The following is a 14,953-nucleotide window of genomic DNA, read 5'->3' on the forward strand; positions in this document are numbered from 1 at the left end:
ACGGCGAATCGGAGATGAGGCGCTCGGATGCTGACGGACCATCGCCATCAGGAGATCCTGTCGCGCCTCCACGGCACCGGCCGCGTCGGGGTCGCGGAGGCGGCCGCCTTCCTGAAGGTGTCCGAGGAGACCATCCGGCGCGACCTCAAGCTGATGGAGACGCGTGGGCTGCTCCGGCGCATCCACGGCGGCGCCGTGGCGCCGCGCCTCGACCAGGACCGGCCGCTTATCGAGCGCGGCAAGACCAACCCGCGCGAGAAGGCGCGGGTCGCCGCGATCGCCGAGGGGCTGGTGCACGACGGCATGTCGATCTTCATCGACACCGGCACGACGACGCTGGCGCTGGCGCGGCGGCTGATCCAGCGCAATCTCACGCTGACCACGAACTCGATCGACGTCGCCCTGCTGCTCGGTGGCGGGCCGTCGCGGGTCAACCTGACGCCGGGCACGCTCCGCCCCAAGGACAACGCGCTCGTTGGTTACGAGACGGTCGCCTACGCCCGGCGCTACTTCTTCGACATCGTCTTCATGGGCATCTCGGCCTGCGACCTCGACCGCGGTTGGATGGACTACGAGGAGCACGAGTCGGTGCTGCGGCGGACGCTGCGGGGACAGGCCCGGCGCTCGGTGATCCTGGCCGATTCCCACAAGTTCGGGCTGCAGGCCAACCTCTGCACCTTCGACCTGTCCGACCCGCTTAGCGTGGTCACCGACCGCGCGCCGCCCGCCGCCTTCCTGGATCGCTTCACGCGTCATGACATCGATCTTATCGCCGGTTGATCCCGGCCTGCACGACCTGTTCGACCGCTTCTCGGCGTGCGGCGCCACCGCGGGCGGCGGCGTTCACCGGCTCTGCGGCAGCGCGGAAGACGGTGAGGCGCGCGACGTGTTCGCGGCGATCGTCCGCGATCTCGGGGGCGCGATGCGCACCGATGCGGTCGGGAACCAGTTCGGGCTGTTTGCGCTCGCTGGCCGACCCGACGCCCCGCTGGTGATGCTGGGCTCGCACCTCGACAGCCAACCCCAGGGTGGTCGTTTCGATGGCGCGCTCGGCGTGGCGATCGCCCTGCGGGTGGCCGCCACCCTCCTGCGGGCCGAGGTGGCAGGCGCCACGTCCGATGCCGATCTCTGCGTCGCGAACTGGACCAACGAGGAGGGTGCCCGCTTCCGGCCGAGCCTGCTCGGCAGCGGCAGCTATGTCGGCCATCACCGTCCCGAGGACGCGCTGGCGATCCGCGACGACGACGGCGTGACGCTGGGCGAAGCCCTGAGGGCGATCGGCCATCGCGGCATCGATCCGGCACCTCCGCTCCCGGCCTGCTACCTCGAACTCCATGTTGAGCAGGGCAGGGTGCTCACCGAGGCCGGCGCGACCATCGGCATCGTCGCCCGCAATTGGGGGGCGATTAAGATCGACGCGGTCTTCACCGGCGCGCAGGCCCATACCGGGCCGTGCCCGATGCCGTTGCGTCGCGACGCCCTGCTGGCGGGGGCCTACGCCATCGCAGAGGTGCGCGCCATCGCCGATCGTTGGCCGGGCCGCGTGCACACGTCGGTCAGCCGCATCCGGGTCGCGCCGAACTCCGCCAACGTCGTCCCGTCCCGCGTCGAACTCTCGGTGGAGATCCGTTCCGCCGACGATGCCATCCTCAACCAAGCCGGTGCGCTCGCGGACGAGGCGCTCCGCGCGGCGGCCGAGCGCGCCCGCACCGACCTCGCGATCCTCGCCCGCGTCGAGCGCCCGATCCGCCCGCTCCCCGGAGCGATGCGCGATCTCATGGCCCTCGCCGCCGAAGAGACCGGGCACCGGGCGATCCCGATGGACACGGTGGCCGGTCACGATGCCCTCAGCCTGCTCGGCGCCTGCCCGATCGGCCTCGTCTTCGTGCCCAGCGTCGATGGCATCGCCCACGACGCCGCCGAGATGACCCTGGATTCCGACATGCAGGCCGGTCTTGCCGTGATGCTGCGCGCGACCGAGCGCCTCTGCCGCGCCGGCGGATCGCCCGAGCGTGCGATCCGGGGCGATGCGCGATGAAGGCGGTCGGACATCCCGAGACGCCGTTCGAGCATCGCGTCGAGGCGTCGCTTGCCCGCATCCCCGAATGGCGGGGCCGGCCGCTCCGCTACGCGCTGGCCGCCGCGCCCGTGGCCTCACCGAGCCACCGTGCGACGGCCTCGGATTGCGTACTGGTCGCCGTTGAGGGCGAGGCGGATGTCTTCCTCAAGATTCGCCACGCCGACATGGCCGACGATGTCACCGCGGTCGCGGTGCGGGCGGCCGAGCGCGCCGGCGCCTTGGGCCTCGGACCGGCCGTGCGGATCGTCGGGGAGGGCATCCTCGGCCTGGACTTGCTCCCCGATCCCTGGCGCTACGCCCGCGTCGGCGACCTGCAAGATGCGGACACGTTGGCCTCGGTGCTGGCGGCGCTGCGCCGGCTTCAGGGGGAGGCTCCCTTCGGCCATCGCTTCTGCCCCTTCGCCCGGATCGCGGCATTGGCCCGCGAGGCGGAGGCCGTCGGCGCGCCGCTTCCAGATGGGACCGGAGAGCTGATCGCGGCGAGCGGTCTCATCGGCGAGGCAATGCAGGCATCCGGCATCGGCCTCGCACCCTGCCGCAACGACGGCGTCGCCTCCAACATCATGCTTGCCGGCGCGGATATCCACCTCGTCGACTTCGACCTCGCGGGCGATGCCGATCCCTGGTTCGAGGTCGGCGCGCTGATCAACGAGGTCTGCCGCTTCGAGGACGGCCGCCGCGCGGCGATCGAGGCCTATGCCGGCACCTGCGACCCGCGCCTGTTCGCCCGCTGCCGACTCTATGGCGCCGTCGACGACGTGATGTGGGGTCTGTGGGGCATCGTGCGCGCGGTGACAGCCCCACGCGGCGGCATCGAGTTCTTCAAGTACGGCCAGTGGCGGCTGTTTCACGCCCGCACGACGACCGGGGCCTGGGATTTCGAAGCTTGGCTCCGCGGGCTCTAACACGACGCCACGAGGGGAGGACGACGATGTGGAAGGCCCTGGGCGACGGGCTGAGCGCGGCCGAGCGCGATCTCGAGGCGATCCTCGCGCGTGTACCGCGCTGGCAAGGCGCCGCACTTCGCTATCGCCCGGTCTCCGGCGGGATCAGCAATGCGAACTGGCAGGTCTCGTCCGGCGCCGCGCAGGACTTCTTCGTGAAGGTGCCGGGGCGCGGGACCGAGATGTTCATCACCCGAACGGTGGCCGTCGAGGCGAGCCGGAAGGCCCATGCGAGCGGCGTCGGCGCCGAGGTGGTCGACTTCCTGCCCGACCCCGGCGTCGAGATCTTCGCCTTCCTCGAGGGCTTTCGCGCCACCTCGAACCTCGACTTCCTGCGGCCGGCCGTCCGCGGAAACACGGTGCGGGCGCTGAAGACCTTCAACGATTCCGGCCCCTTGAGCCTGACCAAGACCGTGTTCGATATGATCGACGAACACGTCGCGCAGGTCGCCGAGGTCGGTGGGCGCCAGCCCGAGGACGCCCCGTTCCTGATGCGGCGCTACGGCGAGGCGAAGGCGGCGCTTCTGGCGTCCGGCCTCGACCTCGTGCCGTGCATGAATGACACGCTCGCCGGCAACTTCCTCATCGACCAGCATGACCAGGTCATGCTGGTCGACTTCGAATACGCCTCGAACAACGAGCGCGCTTACGAACTCGCCCTGTGGTTCGACGAGATGGCGTTCTCGGACGGCGTCGAGCGCGAGATGATTGAAGTCTATTTCGGGCGCTGGGACCCGGTGATCGCCACGCGTATCCAGGTGCTGAAGGCGCTGGCCGACCTGAAGTGGTCGACCTGGGCGATGATCCAGGAAACGGTCTCGCTGCTCGATTTCGACTTCTACAAGTACGGCACTTGGAAGCTTATGCGCGCCCGCACCCTGTTCCACCATCCGGACTGGCTGCGCTGGCTGAAGCGTCTGTGATCGGCGCCCCGCACGGGGACTGGCGCCGTGCGGGGCGCCGGCGCAGTGGCCCCGTGGAGGTCCCGCTCAAGCCTTGGCCGGCAAGGCACTCTTCGGCATCAGCATGTGCACGCCCTTGTTGCCGTCGACAGTCTGGGTGATGCGCAGGTTCCCGGCGAGCGAGCACAGCATGTAGGCTTGGTTGCGGGTCAGCCCGGTGCGGGCGCAGACGTGGCGCACCATCTCGCGCACCGTCTGCCGCATCGCCTCGTCGAGGCTCTCGTGCAGGCCGATCGTCATCAGCTCGGCGAACGGCCATGTGTAGCCGAGGTCCTTGCGGACGGTGAGTCGGAAGGTGCCGGTAAGCCCGGTCTCCAAGGCCGTGATGCAGACCTCGCCGTCATCGTACCCCGGCGGGTCGGCAGAGACGCCCTCGAAGCCCTCGTCCCGAGGCTCTCGGAGGGATGTCGACCGGGACCGCGCCCGCTTGGGCCAAAGGCGCAAGGGCAGAAGCGCGGATTGCCCTACGGTTCAGAGAACCTGCGAGAGGAAGCGGCGGGTGCGCTCGTCCTGGGCAGACGCGAAGAATGTCGCCGGCGACCCGTGCTCGACGATCACGCCACGGTCGGTGAAGTAGATGTGGTCCGCGACATCGCGCGCGAAGTTCATCTCGTGGGTCACGAGCAGGCAGGTCATGCCCTCCTCGGCCAGTTCGCGGATGGTGACCAGTACCTCCTTGACGGTCTCGGGATCGAGCGCGGCGGTGACCTCGTCGAACAGCATCACGTCGGGCCGCATCGCGAGCGACCGGGCGATCGCCACCCGCTGCTGCTGACCGCCCGAAAGTTCGCCCGGGTAGGCGTCCTCCTTGCCGGCGAGCCGGACCTTGGCCAGCAGCGCGCGGGCCCGGACCTCGACCTCGCGCTGGTCTTGGCCCAGGACGTGGATGGGGGCCATCATCACGTTGGCCAGCGCGGTCTTGTGGGGAAACAAGTTGTACTGCTGAAACACCATGCCGACCTTGCGGCGCAGGGCGAGCTTGTCGAGCTTCGGATCGGCGACCTCGATCCCCGCGACGCGGATCGTGCCCGCCGTCACGGGCACGAGCGCGTTGATGCACCGGATCAGCGTCGACTTGCCTGAACCCGACGGGCCGATGATGCAGACGACCTCGCCCTTGCGGACGTCGAAGCTGATTCCCTTCAGGACTTCGAACGTCCCGAACGCCTTGTGCACGTCGATCACCTGCACGATCGGCTGATCGGGCGTCCAGGTCGAAGGCGGGATACCAGCCATGGTCACTCGAGATCGGGTTCAGCGGGTTTCGAAGCGGCGTTCGAGGCGGGCGGTCAGCCGATCGATCGGATAGCAGTAGAAGAAGAAGCAGAGCAGGGCGAAGCCGTAGAGCGGCGCGAACAGCTCAGGCCTTCCCCCCTCGGCTGCATGCACCTGTGCGGTGAGCGTCAGCATCTCGGTGACGCCGACGATCGAGGCCTGCACGGTGGCCATCGCGATCAGGGCGTAGACGTTCATCCAGGGCGGCAGCATGCGCTTGGCGCATTGCGGCAGGATGATGCGCCACAGGATCTGCCGGCGGGTGAAGGCCAGAGACTCGGCGGCCTCCCACTGCGTCGTCGGCACGGAGCGCACCGCACCGCGGACGATCTCCGCGACGTTGGCCATCACCGGAAGGCTGAACCCGAACGTCGCCTTGATCCAGTCCGGCAGCGGCACACGCATGCCGAGCACCGTGACCTGGAAGGGCACCAGGAACATCACGAAGAACAGCAGCACCAGCCACGGCACGTTGCGGAAGACCTGCGTCACCGTCCAGGCGGCGCGCGACAGGATCCGCCCCTCGGCGAGCATGGCGATGCCGAGCCCCGTACCGGCCACCGTCCCGAGCAGCATCGCCATGAGCGAGATCGCGACGTTAAAGGCGAAGCCCGTGAGCAGCAGGGGCGCCCAACGGATGACCACCTCCAACGGAGAGGACACGGCGCCGCCACCCTGCGCCCAGGCCGGGAGCACGACGGCGGCCAGGCCGCACAGCAGCCAGCCGTGGACCGGGCGAAGCCGGATCGCCGGGCCGTTGCGAGACAACGCGAAGGGCAGCAGGACCGGTAGATCGCCCGGCCGACCCGCGTCGCGGGCGGGCGGGGCGTTCGCGTGTCGGCCGCTCATCGGCCGTATCCCGGAATGCGCAGGGCCTGCTCCCAGCGGTGCATGATCCATACGAGCGCGCCGACGAGGACGGCGTAGGTCGCGAGCAGCACGAGCATCATCTCCAGCACGTTCTGTGACTCGGACCAGATCTGCTTGACGGCGTAGAGCGTCTCCGGGACCGCGATGGCATATGCCAGGGTCGTCGTCTTGAGGAGGTTGATCAGGTTGTTGTTCAGGGCCGGCAGGCAGACCCGGAGCGCCAGCGGCAGGACGACGTGACGGTAGGCCTTCAGCCGGGTGTAGCCGAGGGCCTCGGCGGCCTCGACGGTGGTCTTCGGCACCGCCTCGATGCCGGAGCGGAAGATCTCGACGTTGAACGCTCCGGCAAACAGCGACAGCGAGACGATCGCCCACTGCACGTTGTCGAGGATGGGCGCACGCAGCCCGTCCGCGGTCTGCGCCGCGGGCAGAAGCGTGCCGATGCCGAAGTAGAAGAAGAAGATTTGCACCAGCGGCGGCGTGTTGCGGAAGAGGACGACGAAGCCGTTGACGAGCCCGCGCAGCAGGCGGGACGGGCTGCTCTGGAGGAGTGCGCCGACCGCGCCGATCGCGAGGCTCGCCAGGATCGTGGTGACCCCGAGCATGAGCGTCGTCCGCAGGCCCCCGACGTAGCGATGCCAGTCGTAGGGGTCGTAGAAGATCGTGAAGTTGAGGCCCGTGGTCTCGTAGAGATGCTGGAACCAGGCCTGAATCGCGTCGATCATCGCGGCCGCCGCGGCCGGGCTTGCTGAGGGTGGAGCATCAGTTGGTCGCGTTCTTGTACTTCTCGTGCATCGCCTTCGAGTAGCTGGTCGGCTCGATGCCCCACTTCTTCTCTTCGTCGATGATGAGGCCGGACTTCATCCATTCCTTGGTGGTCGCCTCCATCATCGTCTGGAGCGAGGTGTTGCCGGGGGCGACGGCCATCATCCACGGCGCATCCAGAATGCCCGTCAAGGGGAGGGCGTAGGCCGCCTTCCAGTCTTCGTCGAGGAGCTTACCCTGCAGCATGCTCTGGTCGTAGAGGTAGCCGAGGCAGTTGCCCTGCTTGAGCGCGAAGAGCGGCTTCTCGGAGCCGTCGAAGGCGACGATCTCCGCGCCGTAAGTGCGCGCCACGTCCTTGTTGTACCAGGCACCGGAGGTCGCGCAGAGCGGCTTGCCCTTCAGCTGCGCCCAATCCGTAATGCCTGCAGTCTTGGGCAGCATCACGTTGACGAAGTCCGAGTAGTATTGCGGGTCGATGGCCTGGATCACGCGGCGGCGTTCCGGCTTGTCGGAGAGCGTGGCGATCAGCAGGTCGACCTTGCCCTGCTGCAGGAACTCGATCCGATTGGCCGAGACCACCGGCACCAGTTCGAGCTTCACCCCGAGGCGCTTGGCGACGTCGGCGGCCAGGTCCGGCTCGAGTCCGATGATCGCTCCGCTCGGATCGCGGAAGCCGAAGGGCTTGTAGTCGGCCTTGACGCCGACAATCAGCGTCCCGCGCTGCTTGATCGCTTCGATCCCATCGGCGGCGGCGGCACCGCCGAGGGACACGAAGACCGAGGTGGCGGCCAGCGCGCCGGCAGTCATGAGGGCGCGGATCGTCTGTTGCATCGGATCGGTCCTGGTCAGGCGGTGTGGTTTCGCGTCAAGCAATCGACGAGCCATCGTCAGGCCTATCATTGGAATCGCGCGAGCGCGAAGGGCGCGAGATCAATCGGGCTACCGCCGCCGGTCATTTCCTCGGCCACGGCCTCACCGATGCCGGCCGAATGCTTGAACCCGTGGCCGGAGCAAGCGGAGACCACGAGCACCCGGTCCATCTCCGGGTGGCGGTCGATGATGAAGCCGCGGTCGGGCGTCACGGTGTAGACGCAAGCAGCGGATCGGACGACCTCCGCAGTCGCACCGGCGAGGCGCCCCTTTACGCGCAGCCGATACATCGCTTCCGACTCACCCGGATCGACGGCGCGCTCGACCGCATCGGCGGTGGTGGCCGTGTCATACTGCTCGGTCGCGACCTTGATCGAACGGACGCCTGGCATCGGCGGGAAGCCGTAAAGGTAGTCGGTGTCCCCGGTACCGTACATCCAGATGAAGACCGGAGCCCGGGGTCCGTAGGCCGAGACATCGTCGACGGCGTACCAGTGCAGGAGCTGGCGCCGGACCGTGAGCAGCCTGTCGAACGGGCGGCCGAGGAGCGGAGCGGTCCACGCGCCGGCGCTGACGACGGCGCGGTCCGCGAGGATGCTGCCGTCGGCCGTCTTGACATGCACGCCGGCCGCGTCCTGGTGCAGGGCCAGGACTTCGCACCCCGTCCGGATCTCGGCACCCCGTTCGCCCGCGCGCCGCAACTGCACGGCAACGCATCGCTCGGGGAAGACGTAGCCGCCGCCGGGCTCGTAATAGGCCTTCTCGTCGCCGGCGAGGTTCAGGAATAGCGGAAAGCGACGGGCGACAGCCGCACCGTCGAGCACCTCGTGCGCGATCCCGAACCTGCGTGCCGCACTTACCGAGCGGCCGACGAAATCCGGCTTGCCGTGGTGAGAAGAGACGCCGTCGCCGGGAGCCATGACGAGGGCGCCGCAGGCGTTCAGGAGGGGCTCCCCGGTCTCCGCCTCGAGCTCGCGCCAGATGCGATGGGAGGCGATGACGAAGGGGACGTAGTCGCTCCCCTCGCCGACGGCCTGGCGGGTGATCCGCGTCTCGCCGTGGCTCGACCCGAGGGTATGGGGCGGTGCGAAGCGATCGAGGCCGATCACGGAGGCGCCCCTTCGCGCCAATTGATAGAGGGCCGCGCTTCCCATCGCGCCGAGGCCCAGCACGGCGACGTCGACCCGTCCGGCCATCAGGCGGCTTCCTGCTGCGGGAACCCGCAACGGCGCGCAGCCCGTGTCGGAGACGGATGCAGCGTGGGGACGACGGAACCGGGCATTTGGCGTGCGTCCCTCGGCGAAAACGGCGAATGGTGGCCAGCATGATCGACCTTCGCCGTTGCGCTTGTCGTCAAGAGACGGTTTTTTGTGCCTATGGGACAGGGTGCGGAGAAAACGGCGGGTGTGGGAGTCGCGGCGTCGGGGGACCGTACCCAGGAAATCGGCTTCCTTCTGCTTCCCGGCTTCGCGCTTCTGTCGTTCGCCTCAGCATGCGAACCGTTCCGGGCCGCCAATCAACTCGCCGGCCGCGACCTCTACCGGCTGCGCTACTTCGGAGAGACGGGAGAGGGCCGGATCGCATCCTCCTCCGGGGCGGAAGTGCCGACGGAGGGGCTGCCCCGCGAGCACGGGCGTCTCCATACCGTCTTCGTCTGCGCCGGCGGAGAACCGACCGCGTGGGACCGACCCGTCATCCACGCCGTGCTGCGGCGTCTGGCCCGGTTCGGCGTGCGCATCGGAGGGATCTCCGGCGGCCCTTACGTGATGGCCGCAGCCGGGCTCCTTTCGGATCGTCCCTTCACAGTCCACTGGGAATATGCCGGCGCTACGGTCGAAGCGTTCCCGACTTCGCGCCTCGCGCACGCACGTTATGTCACCGATCCGGACCGTCTCACCTGCGGCGGCGGCGTCGCCCCCCTGGACATGATCCATACCCTGATCGCCGGGCGCATGGGCGAGGCGTTCGCGCGGCGCGTCTCGGACTGGTTTCTCCACACGGCAATCGGCGCCGCGGCCGATCCGCAGCGAGCGTCCACGGCCGAGCGCTACGCGGTCCATCACCCCGCCCTGCTGACCGTCCTCGAGACCATGGAGACGACCGTCGAGGCACCGCTCAGCCGGCGCGCGATGGCCGGTCTCGCCGCACTCAGCGAGCGCCATCTCGATCGGTTGGTCCGGGAGAAGTGCGGCCTCAGCTTCTCGGCGCAGTACAAGGCGATCCGCCTCGCCCACGCCCGGCGTCTGCTTCGCCAGAGCCCGCTCAGGATCGGCGAAATCGCGACGGCTTGCGGGTTTTCGAGTATCGCCCACTTCTCCCGCAGCTATCGAACGAGCTTCGGCTGCGCGCCGTCCGCAGAGCGTTAGGCGTCGCGCGAAGCATGTGCGGTCCGAACGGGACACGGCGACCTGCTCCAGGCCGCGCAGGAAGTGCTTCACGCGGGTCTAGTCCATAGTGGTTCAGAGACCATCATTCGCTCGGATCACGCGGTAAAGGCGAAGCGCACGCAAGGACCAGCCCGGCGAGACCGCTCCTGATGCGAGGTCGAAGGAGGCTAGGTGCCTCGGACAATGGATCCGGCCCGCCGCGCAGCGTCCGAGCGACAAGTCGGCGCCTTCGTGAGGGCAGGCCCGCTCCGCCGCGACGAGCCTTTCGCCGTCCCGCATGAGGATCAGATGTCGCCCTCTCACGAGGATCGGTATCGGTGCGGCCTCATCGCTAAGGTGGAGAGGACCGAGGTGCATCCGCACGGGCCGTTCCAGGTCAGCCACCGAGGTAGGCGTCGCGAACATGCGGATTGGCGATCAGGTCGCCCGTTCCGTCGTTTACGTCCGTCGCCTCAATCCCGGTATGCCGGCTCCTCGCGATCCAGGGTCCTTCGGATCGCGGCAAGGTGCAGACGGGCAGATTCGGGATCGCCGGCGCGCATCTGGCGGTACGCAGCTTCGGCGATCGCGGGTTCCACGGGGAGGACTTGCCGCCCGGTGGAGAGGGCCAGGGTCTGCACCTCGGCCGCCCGTTCGAGATAGTAGAGGTCGTCCCAGACCTCGGCGATGGTGGGTCCCAAGACCATCACCCCGTGATGCTTCATGAAGATGATGTCGGCCTCGCCCACGGCGTCGGCGATGCGGTCGCCCTCTCGGGTGTCGAGAGCGAGCCCGTTGTAGTGGCGGTCGACCGCGGTGCGGCCGTAGAACTTGAGCGCGGTCTGGCCGGCGAAGATCAGCGGCTCGCCCTCCGTCATCGAGAGGGCGGTGGCGTAGGGCATATGCGTGTGGAAGGCGACGCGCGCCCGCGGGATGCGAGCGTGGATCCGGGCGTGGATGAAGAACGCCGTCGCCTCGGGCTGCCCCTCGCCCGCGACGACGGTGCCGTGGAGGTCGCAGACCAGGAGCTTGGACGCGGTCATCTCCGAGAAGGCGTAGCCGTAGGGATTGACGAGGAAGAGATCGTCGTAACCCGGCACCAGGGCGGAGAAATGGTTGCAGATGCCCTCCTCGAGCCCATGACGGGCCGCCATGCGGAAGCAGGCGGCCAGGTCGGCCCTGGCCTCGCGGATCTCGGGGCGGTCAAGATCGGGCTGGTTCGCCCCGTGGCCCGCGACGGGACCGTTGGTGCCAGAAGACAGTGCGTGGGCCATTGCGTCGTCTCCATTCGGGTTCGCCGGCGCGTGGTGGATCGGGGGAACCCGGCAGCGTGGCGTTTCGGGGCGTCGACTGTAGGCTGCGGGGCAGGCGGCACCGTCATGCCAGGGTCCCGAACAAGGCGGCCAGGCGCGTCTCGGCTTCCGTGAGATCGATACCCCGGGCGGCGAGCCAGCCGTCGTCGTAGAGCGTCGAGCGATAGCGCTCCCCGGAATCGCAGAGCAAAGTGACGACCGATCCGGTTTCGCCGCGCGCGCGCATCTCCTCGACGAGATGCAGGCAAGCCCAAACGTTCGTGCCCGTTGAGCCGCCGCAGGGTCGGCCGAGGCGGGCACTCGTCATCCGGGCCGCGGCGATGCTGGCCGCGTCGGGCACCGCGATCATGCGGTCGATCAGGTCAGGGATGAAGGACGGCTCGACCCGCGCCCGGCCGACGCCCTCGATGACGCTGCCGCAGGCGGGAACGCCCTGGACCGTCCGGTCGGCGTGATGGCGGTGAAACACCGAGCCGTCCGGGTCAGCGACGCACAGGCGCGTCGGGTAGGTGCGGTAGCGGATGTACCGGCCGAGGGTCGCGGACGTACCGCCGGTGCCGGCGCCGCAGACGATCCAGGCCGGGACCGGGGCGTCCTCCAGGGCCATCTGCGCGAAGATCGATTCGGCGATGTTGTTGTTGCCGCGCCAGTCCGTCGCCCGTTCGGCGAAGGTGAACTGGTCCATGTAATGGCCGCCGATCTCGCCGGCGAGCGATTGGGCAGCGTCGCTGACGTTCCCGCCGTCGATGAGGTGTGGTTCTCCGCCGTGGAAGGCGATCGTGGCGACCTTCTCGGCCGAGGTCGAGCGCGGCATTACCGCGAAGAAGCGCAGCCCGAGCAGACGTGCGAAATACGCTTCCGAGATGGCCGTCGAGCCGCTGGAGGACTCGACGATCGTCGTCTCGGGGCCGATCCAGCCGTTGCACAGGGCGTAGAGGAACAGCGAGCGGGCGAGGCGGTGCTTCAGGCTGCCGGTGGGATGGCTCGACTCGTCCTTGAGATAGAGCTCGATCCCGGGGGCGTGCGGAAGGGGCAGCCGGATCAGGTGCGTGTCCGCCGAGCGGTTGATGTCGGCCTCGATCCGCCGGATCGCCTGGGAGACCCAGGGTCGGTCCCTATCGGTCGGACGGCTCATGAGCCGGTCGCATCAGAGCCGCGCAGATCCGCCTTGCGCAGATCCGCCTCGGCCTGCGAGAGGAGCGCCTTGCGGTCGATCTTGCCCGTCGCGGCGAGGGGCATACCCTGGAGGAACCAGACCCGGCGCGGGTGCTGGTAGGCTGGGGCGTGGGCGAGCACGTGGCTCTTGACCTCCGCCTCGGTGACGGCCGCGCCCGGGCGGCGCACCACGAAGGCGACGGGCTTCGTCCCCTTGATCGCGTCCTCCACCGGCACGACGCAGGCCTGGAGCACGTCCGGATGCGTCTCGATCACCGTCTCGACCTCCCCGGGGAAGATGTTTTCGCCGCCCGAGACGAACATGTCGTCGGCACGGCCGACGAAGAAGTAGAATCCCTCCGCATCGCGGCGGAACACGTCGCCGGTGTCGTAGTAGCCGTCGGACGTGATCGGGGAAGGGGTGTCCGGGCGGTGGTGGTAGCCGAGCATGATCGCCGGACTCTTCAACTGCAGCACGCCGAGGTCCGGCGCCTCCGGCCCGACCAGGCGGACGGGCACCTGGGGATGCGGGTGGCCGACCGAGCCGACCGGGATGGGAAGGCCCGAGGGATGGCCGGAAAAGACGATCGGACCGCCCTCGGTCGTGCCGTAGGCGTTGATGATCCGGGCGTTCGGAAGCAGCGTCCGGGTCTGGTCCATGAGGGTCTCGTTCACCGGCGCAGAGCCCATGCGCAGGGTGCGGACCCCCGAGAGGTCGGCTTCGGCCAGGGCGCCCGCCTCGCGCAGCATCATCGCGATCATCGGCGGCACGGCGGTGAGCCAGGTGCAGCCGTATCGCCCGACCGCCGCGATGTAGCGCTTCGCGTCGAATTGCGGGAGCAGCACCGCGCTCGATCCGGAGGCGCAGACCAGGAGCGCTAGGGCCAGCGCGTTCATGTGGTAGAGCGGCGCGGCAATGAGCAGGCGCTCAGCGCGGAGGTCCGCCTCCGCCATCCGCGTGCGCACCACCCAGAGGTGGGCGGCATGGCCCAACATCACCCCCTTGGGCCGCCCCGTCGACCCCGAGGTATAGAGGCAGAGCGCCGCCTCGTCGGCCCACGGCCGAACAGCCTCGAACGCGCCGGGGTCGAGCCAGGATGCCAGCCCATCCGGACCGTCGCGGTCGAAGACGGCGATGGGGACGGCACCCGCGAAGGCCGCGTGCCGGGCGGCGTCGCAGACGACGAGGCGGGCGCCGCAATCGGCGATCACCCACGCCACCGTCGACGCGGGAAACTTGTGATTTACCGGTGTGGGCACGATCCCGGCCCGCATGGCTCCAAGGACGAGGGCGACAGTCTCGGGCCGGTTCGCCGCGAGGATCGCGATCCGGTCGCCGCGCGCGAGTCCCCCGCGCAGGAGACCGCGGGCGAACGCGTCGGCCATCGCGTCGAGGCCGGCGCGGGTCATCACGGTCTCGCGCGCCTCGCCGTCGAACCCGATGAAGACCGGCCGGTCCGGATCGCCGGAGCGGTCGACGAGGGCGCCGAGGTTGTCGATCGCGTCGGCGCGGCTCATCATGAACTCCGGCAGGTCACGAGAAGGTCGAGGGCGGCGAGCGTCAGGGTTGCGCGGGCGGCGTCGTGGCGAAGCCACAGGGCCCCCGGCAGGGCACGGGCCCGGTGCTCGATCTCCTCCAGGGTATCGAAGCGCAACCCCAGTTCGAAGAAGCGCGGCGCGCCGCCGGCGACGACGTGGAGGTGGAAGTCCCCGAGCCGGATGGACCACCCGTCGGCATCGGGCTGCGCGAGCGCGTTGCAGGCGGCCGCGTAGCGGACGGCCTCCGCCTCGGGATCGCGGCTCGTGACGACGACCCGATCGATCCAGTTGAAGCCGTTGGGGTGGGCGAACCATTCCGGTCGCCAGACGAGGTCCGGCGTCAGGTGCTCGCAATGGTAGATCCGGCCCGCCGGGAAGAGGTGGGCGGGAAACCGAACGGTGCGGAAGCGCGCCTCTTCGGTCCGCCCGGCGACGGTCACCGGGCGGGAGAACGTCGCCGGCGTCTCGACAGGCAGCCCGGTCCGGCTCAGCCGCGCGAAGCTCGCGTCCGCATCGCCGCTGGCGATGACGAGGCCGTTCAGGCCGAAGGGCGAGTCGAGTACGTCGCGGCGCTGGAGCCCGGTTTCCGGCACACCGACCAGCTCGAGATACGGCCCCCGCGTCATCATCAGGTGGTTGATCGATCCGAGCGAGTGATGCCCGCGCGGCGTCAGCCGGAAGCCGAGCGCCGTGAAGGTCTCCGCGGCGGCGTCCATGTCGCGCATCGCGTTGACGACGACATGGTCCAGTCCGTCATAGGCGGATCGGCTCGCGGGGCGGCTCATGCCGTCCGCCCCCTAGAAAGCGCGATCCG

Annotated in this window: 15 protein-coding genes and 1 pseudogene; 5 read left to right on the forward strand and 11 right to left on the reverse strand. The window is 69.1% G+C overall.

Annotation, left to right across the window (positions count from 1 at the left end; all coding sequences use genetic code 11):
* The first annotated feature begins 27 nt into the window (after window positions 1-27).
* Genes MKK70_RS10475 through MKK70_RS10490 form a run of 4 tightly spaced genes read left to right on the forward strand, consistent with a single transcriptional unit; the run spans window position 28 to window position 3,947 of the window.
* Window positions 28-780, forward strand: coding sequence for a DeoR/GlpR family DNA-binding transcription regulator (locus tag MKK70_RS10475; protein WP_147726769.1), 753 nt, complete (start codon window positions 28-30; stop codon window positions 778-780).
* Complete coding sequence (locus tag MKK70_RS10480) at window positions 755-2,038, forward strand: Zn-dependent hydrolase (RefSeq protein ID WP_243947461.1); 1,284 nt, start codon at window positions 755-757, stop codon at window positions 2,036-2,038. The genes MKK70_RS10475 and MKK70_RS10480 overlap by 26 nt, the downstream gene beginning before the upstream one ends.
* A complete protein-coding gene (locus MKK70_RS10485) occupies window positions 2,035-2,985 on the forward strand; it encodes a phosphotransferase family protein (RefSeq protein ID WP_147726773.1) in 951 nt (316 codons plus the stop codon). The genes MKK70_RS10480 and MKK70_RS10485 overlap by 4 nt, the downstream gene beginning before the upstream one ends.
* A 26-nt stretch (window positions 2,986-3,011) precedes the next feature.
* Complete coding sequence (locus MKK70_RS10490; protein ID WP_147726775.1) at window positions 3,012-3,947, forward strand: choline kinase family protein; 936 nt, start codon at window positions 3,012-3,014, stop codon at window positions 3,945-3,947.
* Between the two features lie 66 nt (window positions 3,948-4,013).
* On the opposite strand, the pseudogene MKK70_RS10495 reads toward MKK70_RS10490, so the two are convergent.
* The 6 genes and pseudogenes from MKK70_RS10495 to solA all read right to left on the reverse strand — a co-directional run.
* A pseudogene (locus MKK70_RS10495) lies at window positions 4,014-4,328 on the reverse strand (amidase); the annotation flags it as partial.
* 129 nt (window positions 4,329-4,457) lie between these two features.
* A complete protein-coding gene (locus tag MKK70_RS10500) occupies window positions 4,458-5,222 on the reverse strand; it encodes an amino acid ABC transporter ATP-binding protein (protein WP_279593287.1) in 765 nt (254 codons plus the stop codon).
* Between the two features lie 18 nt (window positions 5,223-5,240).
* Window positions 5,241-6,110 (reverse strand): amino acid ABC transporter permease, encoded by an 870-nt coding sequence (locus MKK70_RS10505; protein WP_243947463.1) that lies wholly within the window; start codon window positions 6,108-6,110, stop codon window positions 5,241-5,243.
* A complete protein-coding gene (locus MKK70_RS10510) occupies window positions 6,107-6,856 on the reverse strand; it encodes an amino acid ABC transporter permease (RefSeq protein ID WP_243947465.1) in 750 nt (249 codons plus the stop codon). The genes MKK70_RS10505 and MKK70_RS10510 overlap by 4 nt, the downstream gene beginning before the upstream one ends.
* Before the next feature lie 37 nt (window positions 6,857-6,893).
* Entirely contained in the window at window positions 6,894-7,727 is an 834-nt protein-coding gene (locus tag MKK70_RS10515) for a transporter substrate-binding domain-containing protein (protein ID WP_243947467.1), read from the reverse strand.
* A 65-nt stretch (window positions 7,728-7,792) separates the two neighbouring features.
* A complete protein-coding gene (gene solA, locus MKK70_RS10520) occupies window positions 7,793-8,962 on the reverse strand; it encodes an N-methyl-L-tryptophan oxidase (protein ID WP_147843109.1) in 1,170 nt (389 codons plus the stop codon).
* A 210-nt stretch (window positions 8,963-9,172) separates the two neighbouring features.
* Here solA and MKK70_RS10525 point away from each other — a divergent pair, with 210 nt between their 5' ends.
* Window positions 9,173-10,132: a GlxA family transcriptional regulator gene (locus MKK70_RS10525; RefSeq protein ID WP_243947475.1), complete on the forward strand. Its 960-nt coding sequence runs from the start codon at window positions 9,173-9,175 to the stop codon at window positions 10,130-10,132.
* 93 nt (window positions 10,133-10,225) lie between these two features.
* On the opposite strand, the gene MKK70_RS30845 is transcribed toward MKK70_RS10525, so the two are convergent.
* The 5 genes from MKK70_RS30845 to MKK70_RS10550 all read right to left on the reverse strand — a co-directional run bounded on the left by MKK70_RS30845 (window position 10,226) and on the right by MKK70_RS10550 (window position 14,924).
* Window positions 10,226-10,558, reverse strand: a complete 333-nt coding sequence (locus tag MKK70_RS30845) for a Rieske (2Fe-2S) protein (RefSeq protein WP_313899086.1) — start codon at window positions 10,556-10,558, stop codon at window positions 10,226-10,228.
* Between the two features lie 47 nt (window positions 10,559-10,605).
* A complete protein-coding gene (locus MKK70_RS10535; protein ID WP_243947477.1) occupies window positions 10,606-11,406 on the reverse strand; it encodes an aldolase in 801 nt (266 codons plus the stop codon).
* Window positions 11,407-11,509: 103 nt separating this feature from the next.
* Complete coding sequence (locus MKK70_RS10540) at window positions 11,510-12,580, reverse strand: PLP-dependent cysteine synthase family protein (protein ID WP_147726778.1); 1,071 nt, start codon at window positions 12,578-12,580, stop codon at window positions 11,510-11,512.
* Window positions 12,577-14,121 (reverse strand): class I adenylate-forming enzyme family protein, encoded by a 1,545-nt coding sequence (locus MKK70_RS10545; RefSeq protein ID WP_243947479.1) that lies wholly within the window; start codon window positions 14,119-14,121, stop codon window positions 12,577-12,579. Before MKK70_RS10545 ends, MKK70_RS10540 begins: the two co-directional genes overlap by 4 nt.
* On the reverse strand, window positions 14,118-14,924 hold the full coding sequence (locus MKK70_RS10550; RefSeq protein WP_243947481.1) for a VOC family protein: 807 nt from the start codon (window positions 14,922-14,924) through the stop codon (window positions 14,118-14,120). Before MKK70_RS10550 ends, MKK70_RS10545 begins: the two co-directional genes overlap by 4 nt.
* Window positions 14,925-14,953: the final 29 nt, after the last annotated feature.

Source organism: Methylobacterium sp. E-041 (assembly GCF_022829665.1).
Lineage (GTDB): Bacteria > Pseudomonadota > Alphaproteobacteria > Rhizobiales > Beijerinckiaceae > Methylobacterium.

What these genes read in the sequence shown, in the direction of transcription:
- MKK70_RS10475 (WP_147726769.1), top strand. Translation starts at nt 28, where the DNA reads ATGCTGACGGACCATCGCCATCAGGAGATCCTGTCGCGCCTCCACGGC.
- MKK70_RS10480 (WP_243947461.1), top strand. Translation starts at nt 755, where the DNA reads ATGACATCGATCTTATCGCCGGTTGATCCCGGCCTGCACGACCTGTTC.
- MKK70_RS10485 (WP_147726773.1), top strand. Translation starts at nt 2,035, where the DNA reads ATGAAGGCGGTCGGACATCCCGAGACGCCGTTCGAGCATCGCGTCGAG.
- MKK70_RS10490 (WP_147726775.1), top strand. Translation starts at nt 3,012, where the DNA reads ATGTGGAAGGCCCTGGGCGACGGGCTGAGCGCGGCCGAGCGCGATCTC.
- MKK70_RS10500 (WP_279593287.1), bottom strand. Translation starts at nt 5,222, where the DNA reads ATGGCTGGTATCCCGCCTTCGACCTGGACGCCCGATCAGCCGATCGTG.
- MKK70_RS10505 (WP_243947463.1), bottom strand. Translation starts at nt 6,110, where the DNA reads ATGAGCGGCCGACACGCGAACGCCCCGCCCGCCCGCGACGCGGGTCGG.
- MKK70_RS10510 (WP_243947465.1), bottom strand. Translation starts at nt 6,856, where the DNA reads ATGATCGACGCGATTCAGGCCTGGTTCCAGCATCTCTACGAGACCACG.
- MKK70_RS10515 (WP_243947467.1), bottom strand. Translation starts at nt 7,727, where the DNA reads ATGCAACAGACGATCCGCGCCCTCATGACTGCCGGCGCGCTGGCCGCC.
- solA (WP_147843109.1), bottom strand. Translation starts at nt 8,962, where the DNA reads ATGGCCGGACGGGTCGACGTCGCCGTGCTGGGCCTCGGCGCGATGGGA.
- MKK70_RS30845 (WP_313899086.1), bottom strand. Translation starts at nt 10,558, where the DNA reads ATGTTCGCGACGCCTACCTCGGTGGCTGACCTGGAACGGCCCGTGCGG.
- MKK70_RS10535 (WP_243947477.1), bottom strand. Translation starts at nt 11,406, where the DNA reads ATGGCCCACGCACTGTCTTCTGGCACCAACGGTCCCGTCGCGGGCCAC.
- MKK70_RS10540 (WP_147726778.1), bottom strand. Translation starts at nt 12,580, where the DNA reads ATGAGCCGTCCGACCGATAGGGACCGACCCTGGGTCTCCCAGGCGATC.
- MKK70_RS10545 (WP_243947479.1), bottom strand. Translation starts at nt 14,121, where the DNA reads ATGATGAGCCGCGCCGACGCGATCGACAACCTCGGCGCCCTCGTCGAC.
- MKK70_RS10550 (WP_243947481.1), bottom strand. Translation starts at nt 14,924, where the DNA reads ATGAGCCGCCCCGCGAGCCGATCCGCCTATGACGGACTGGACCATGTC.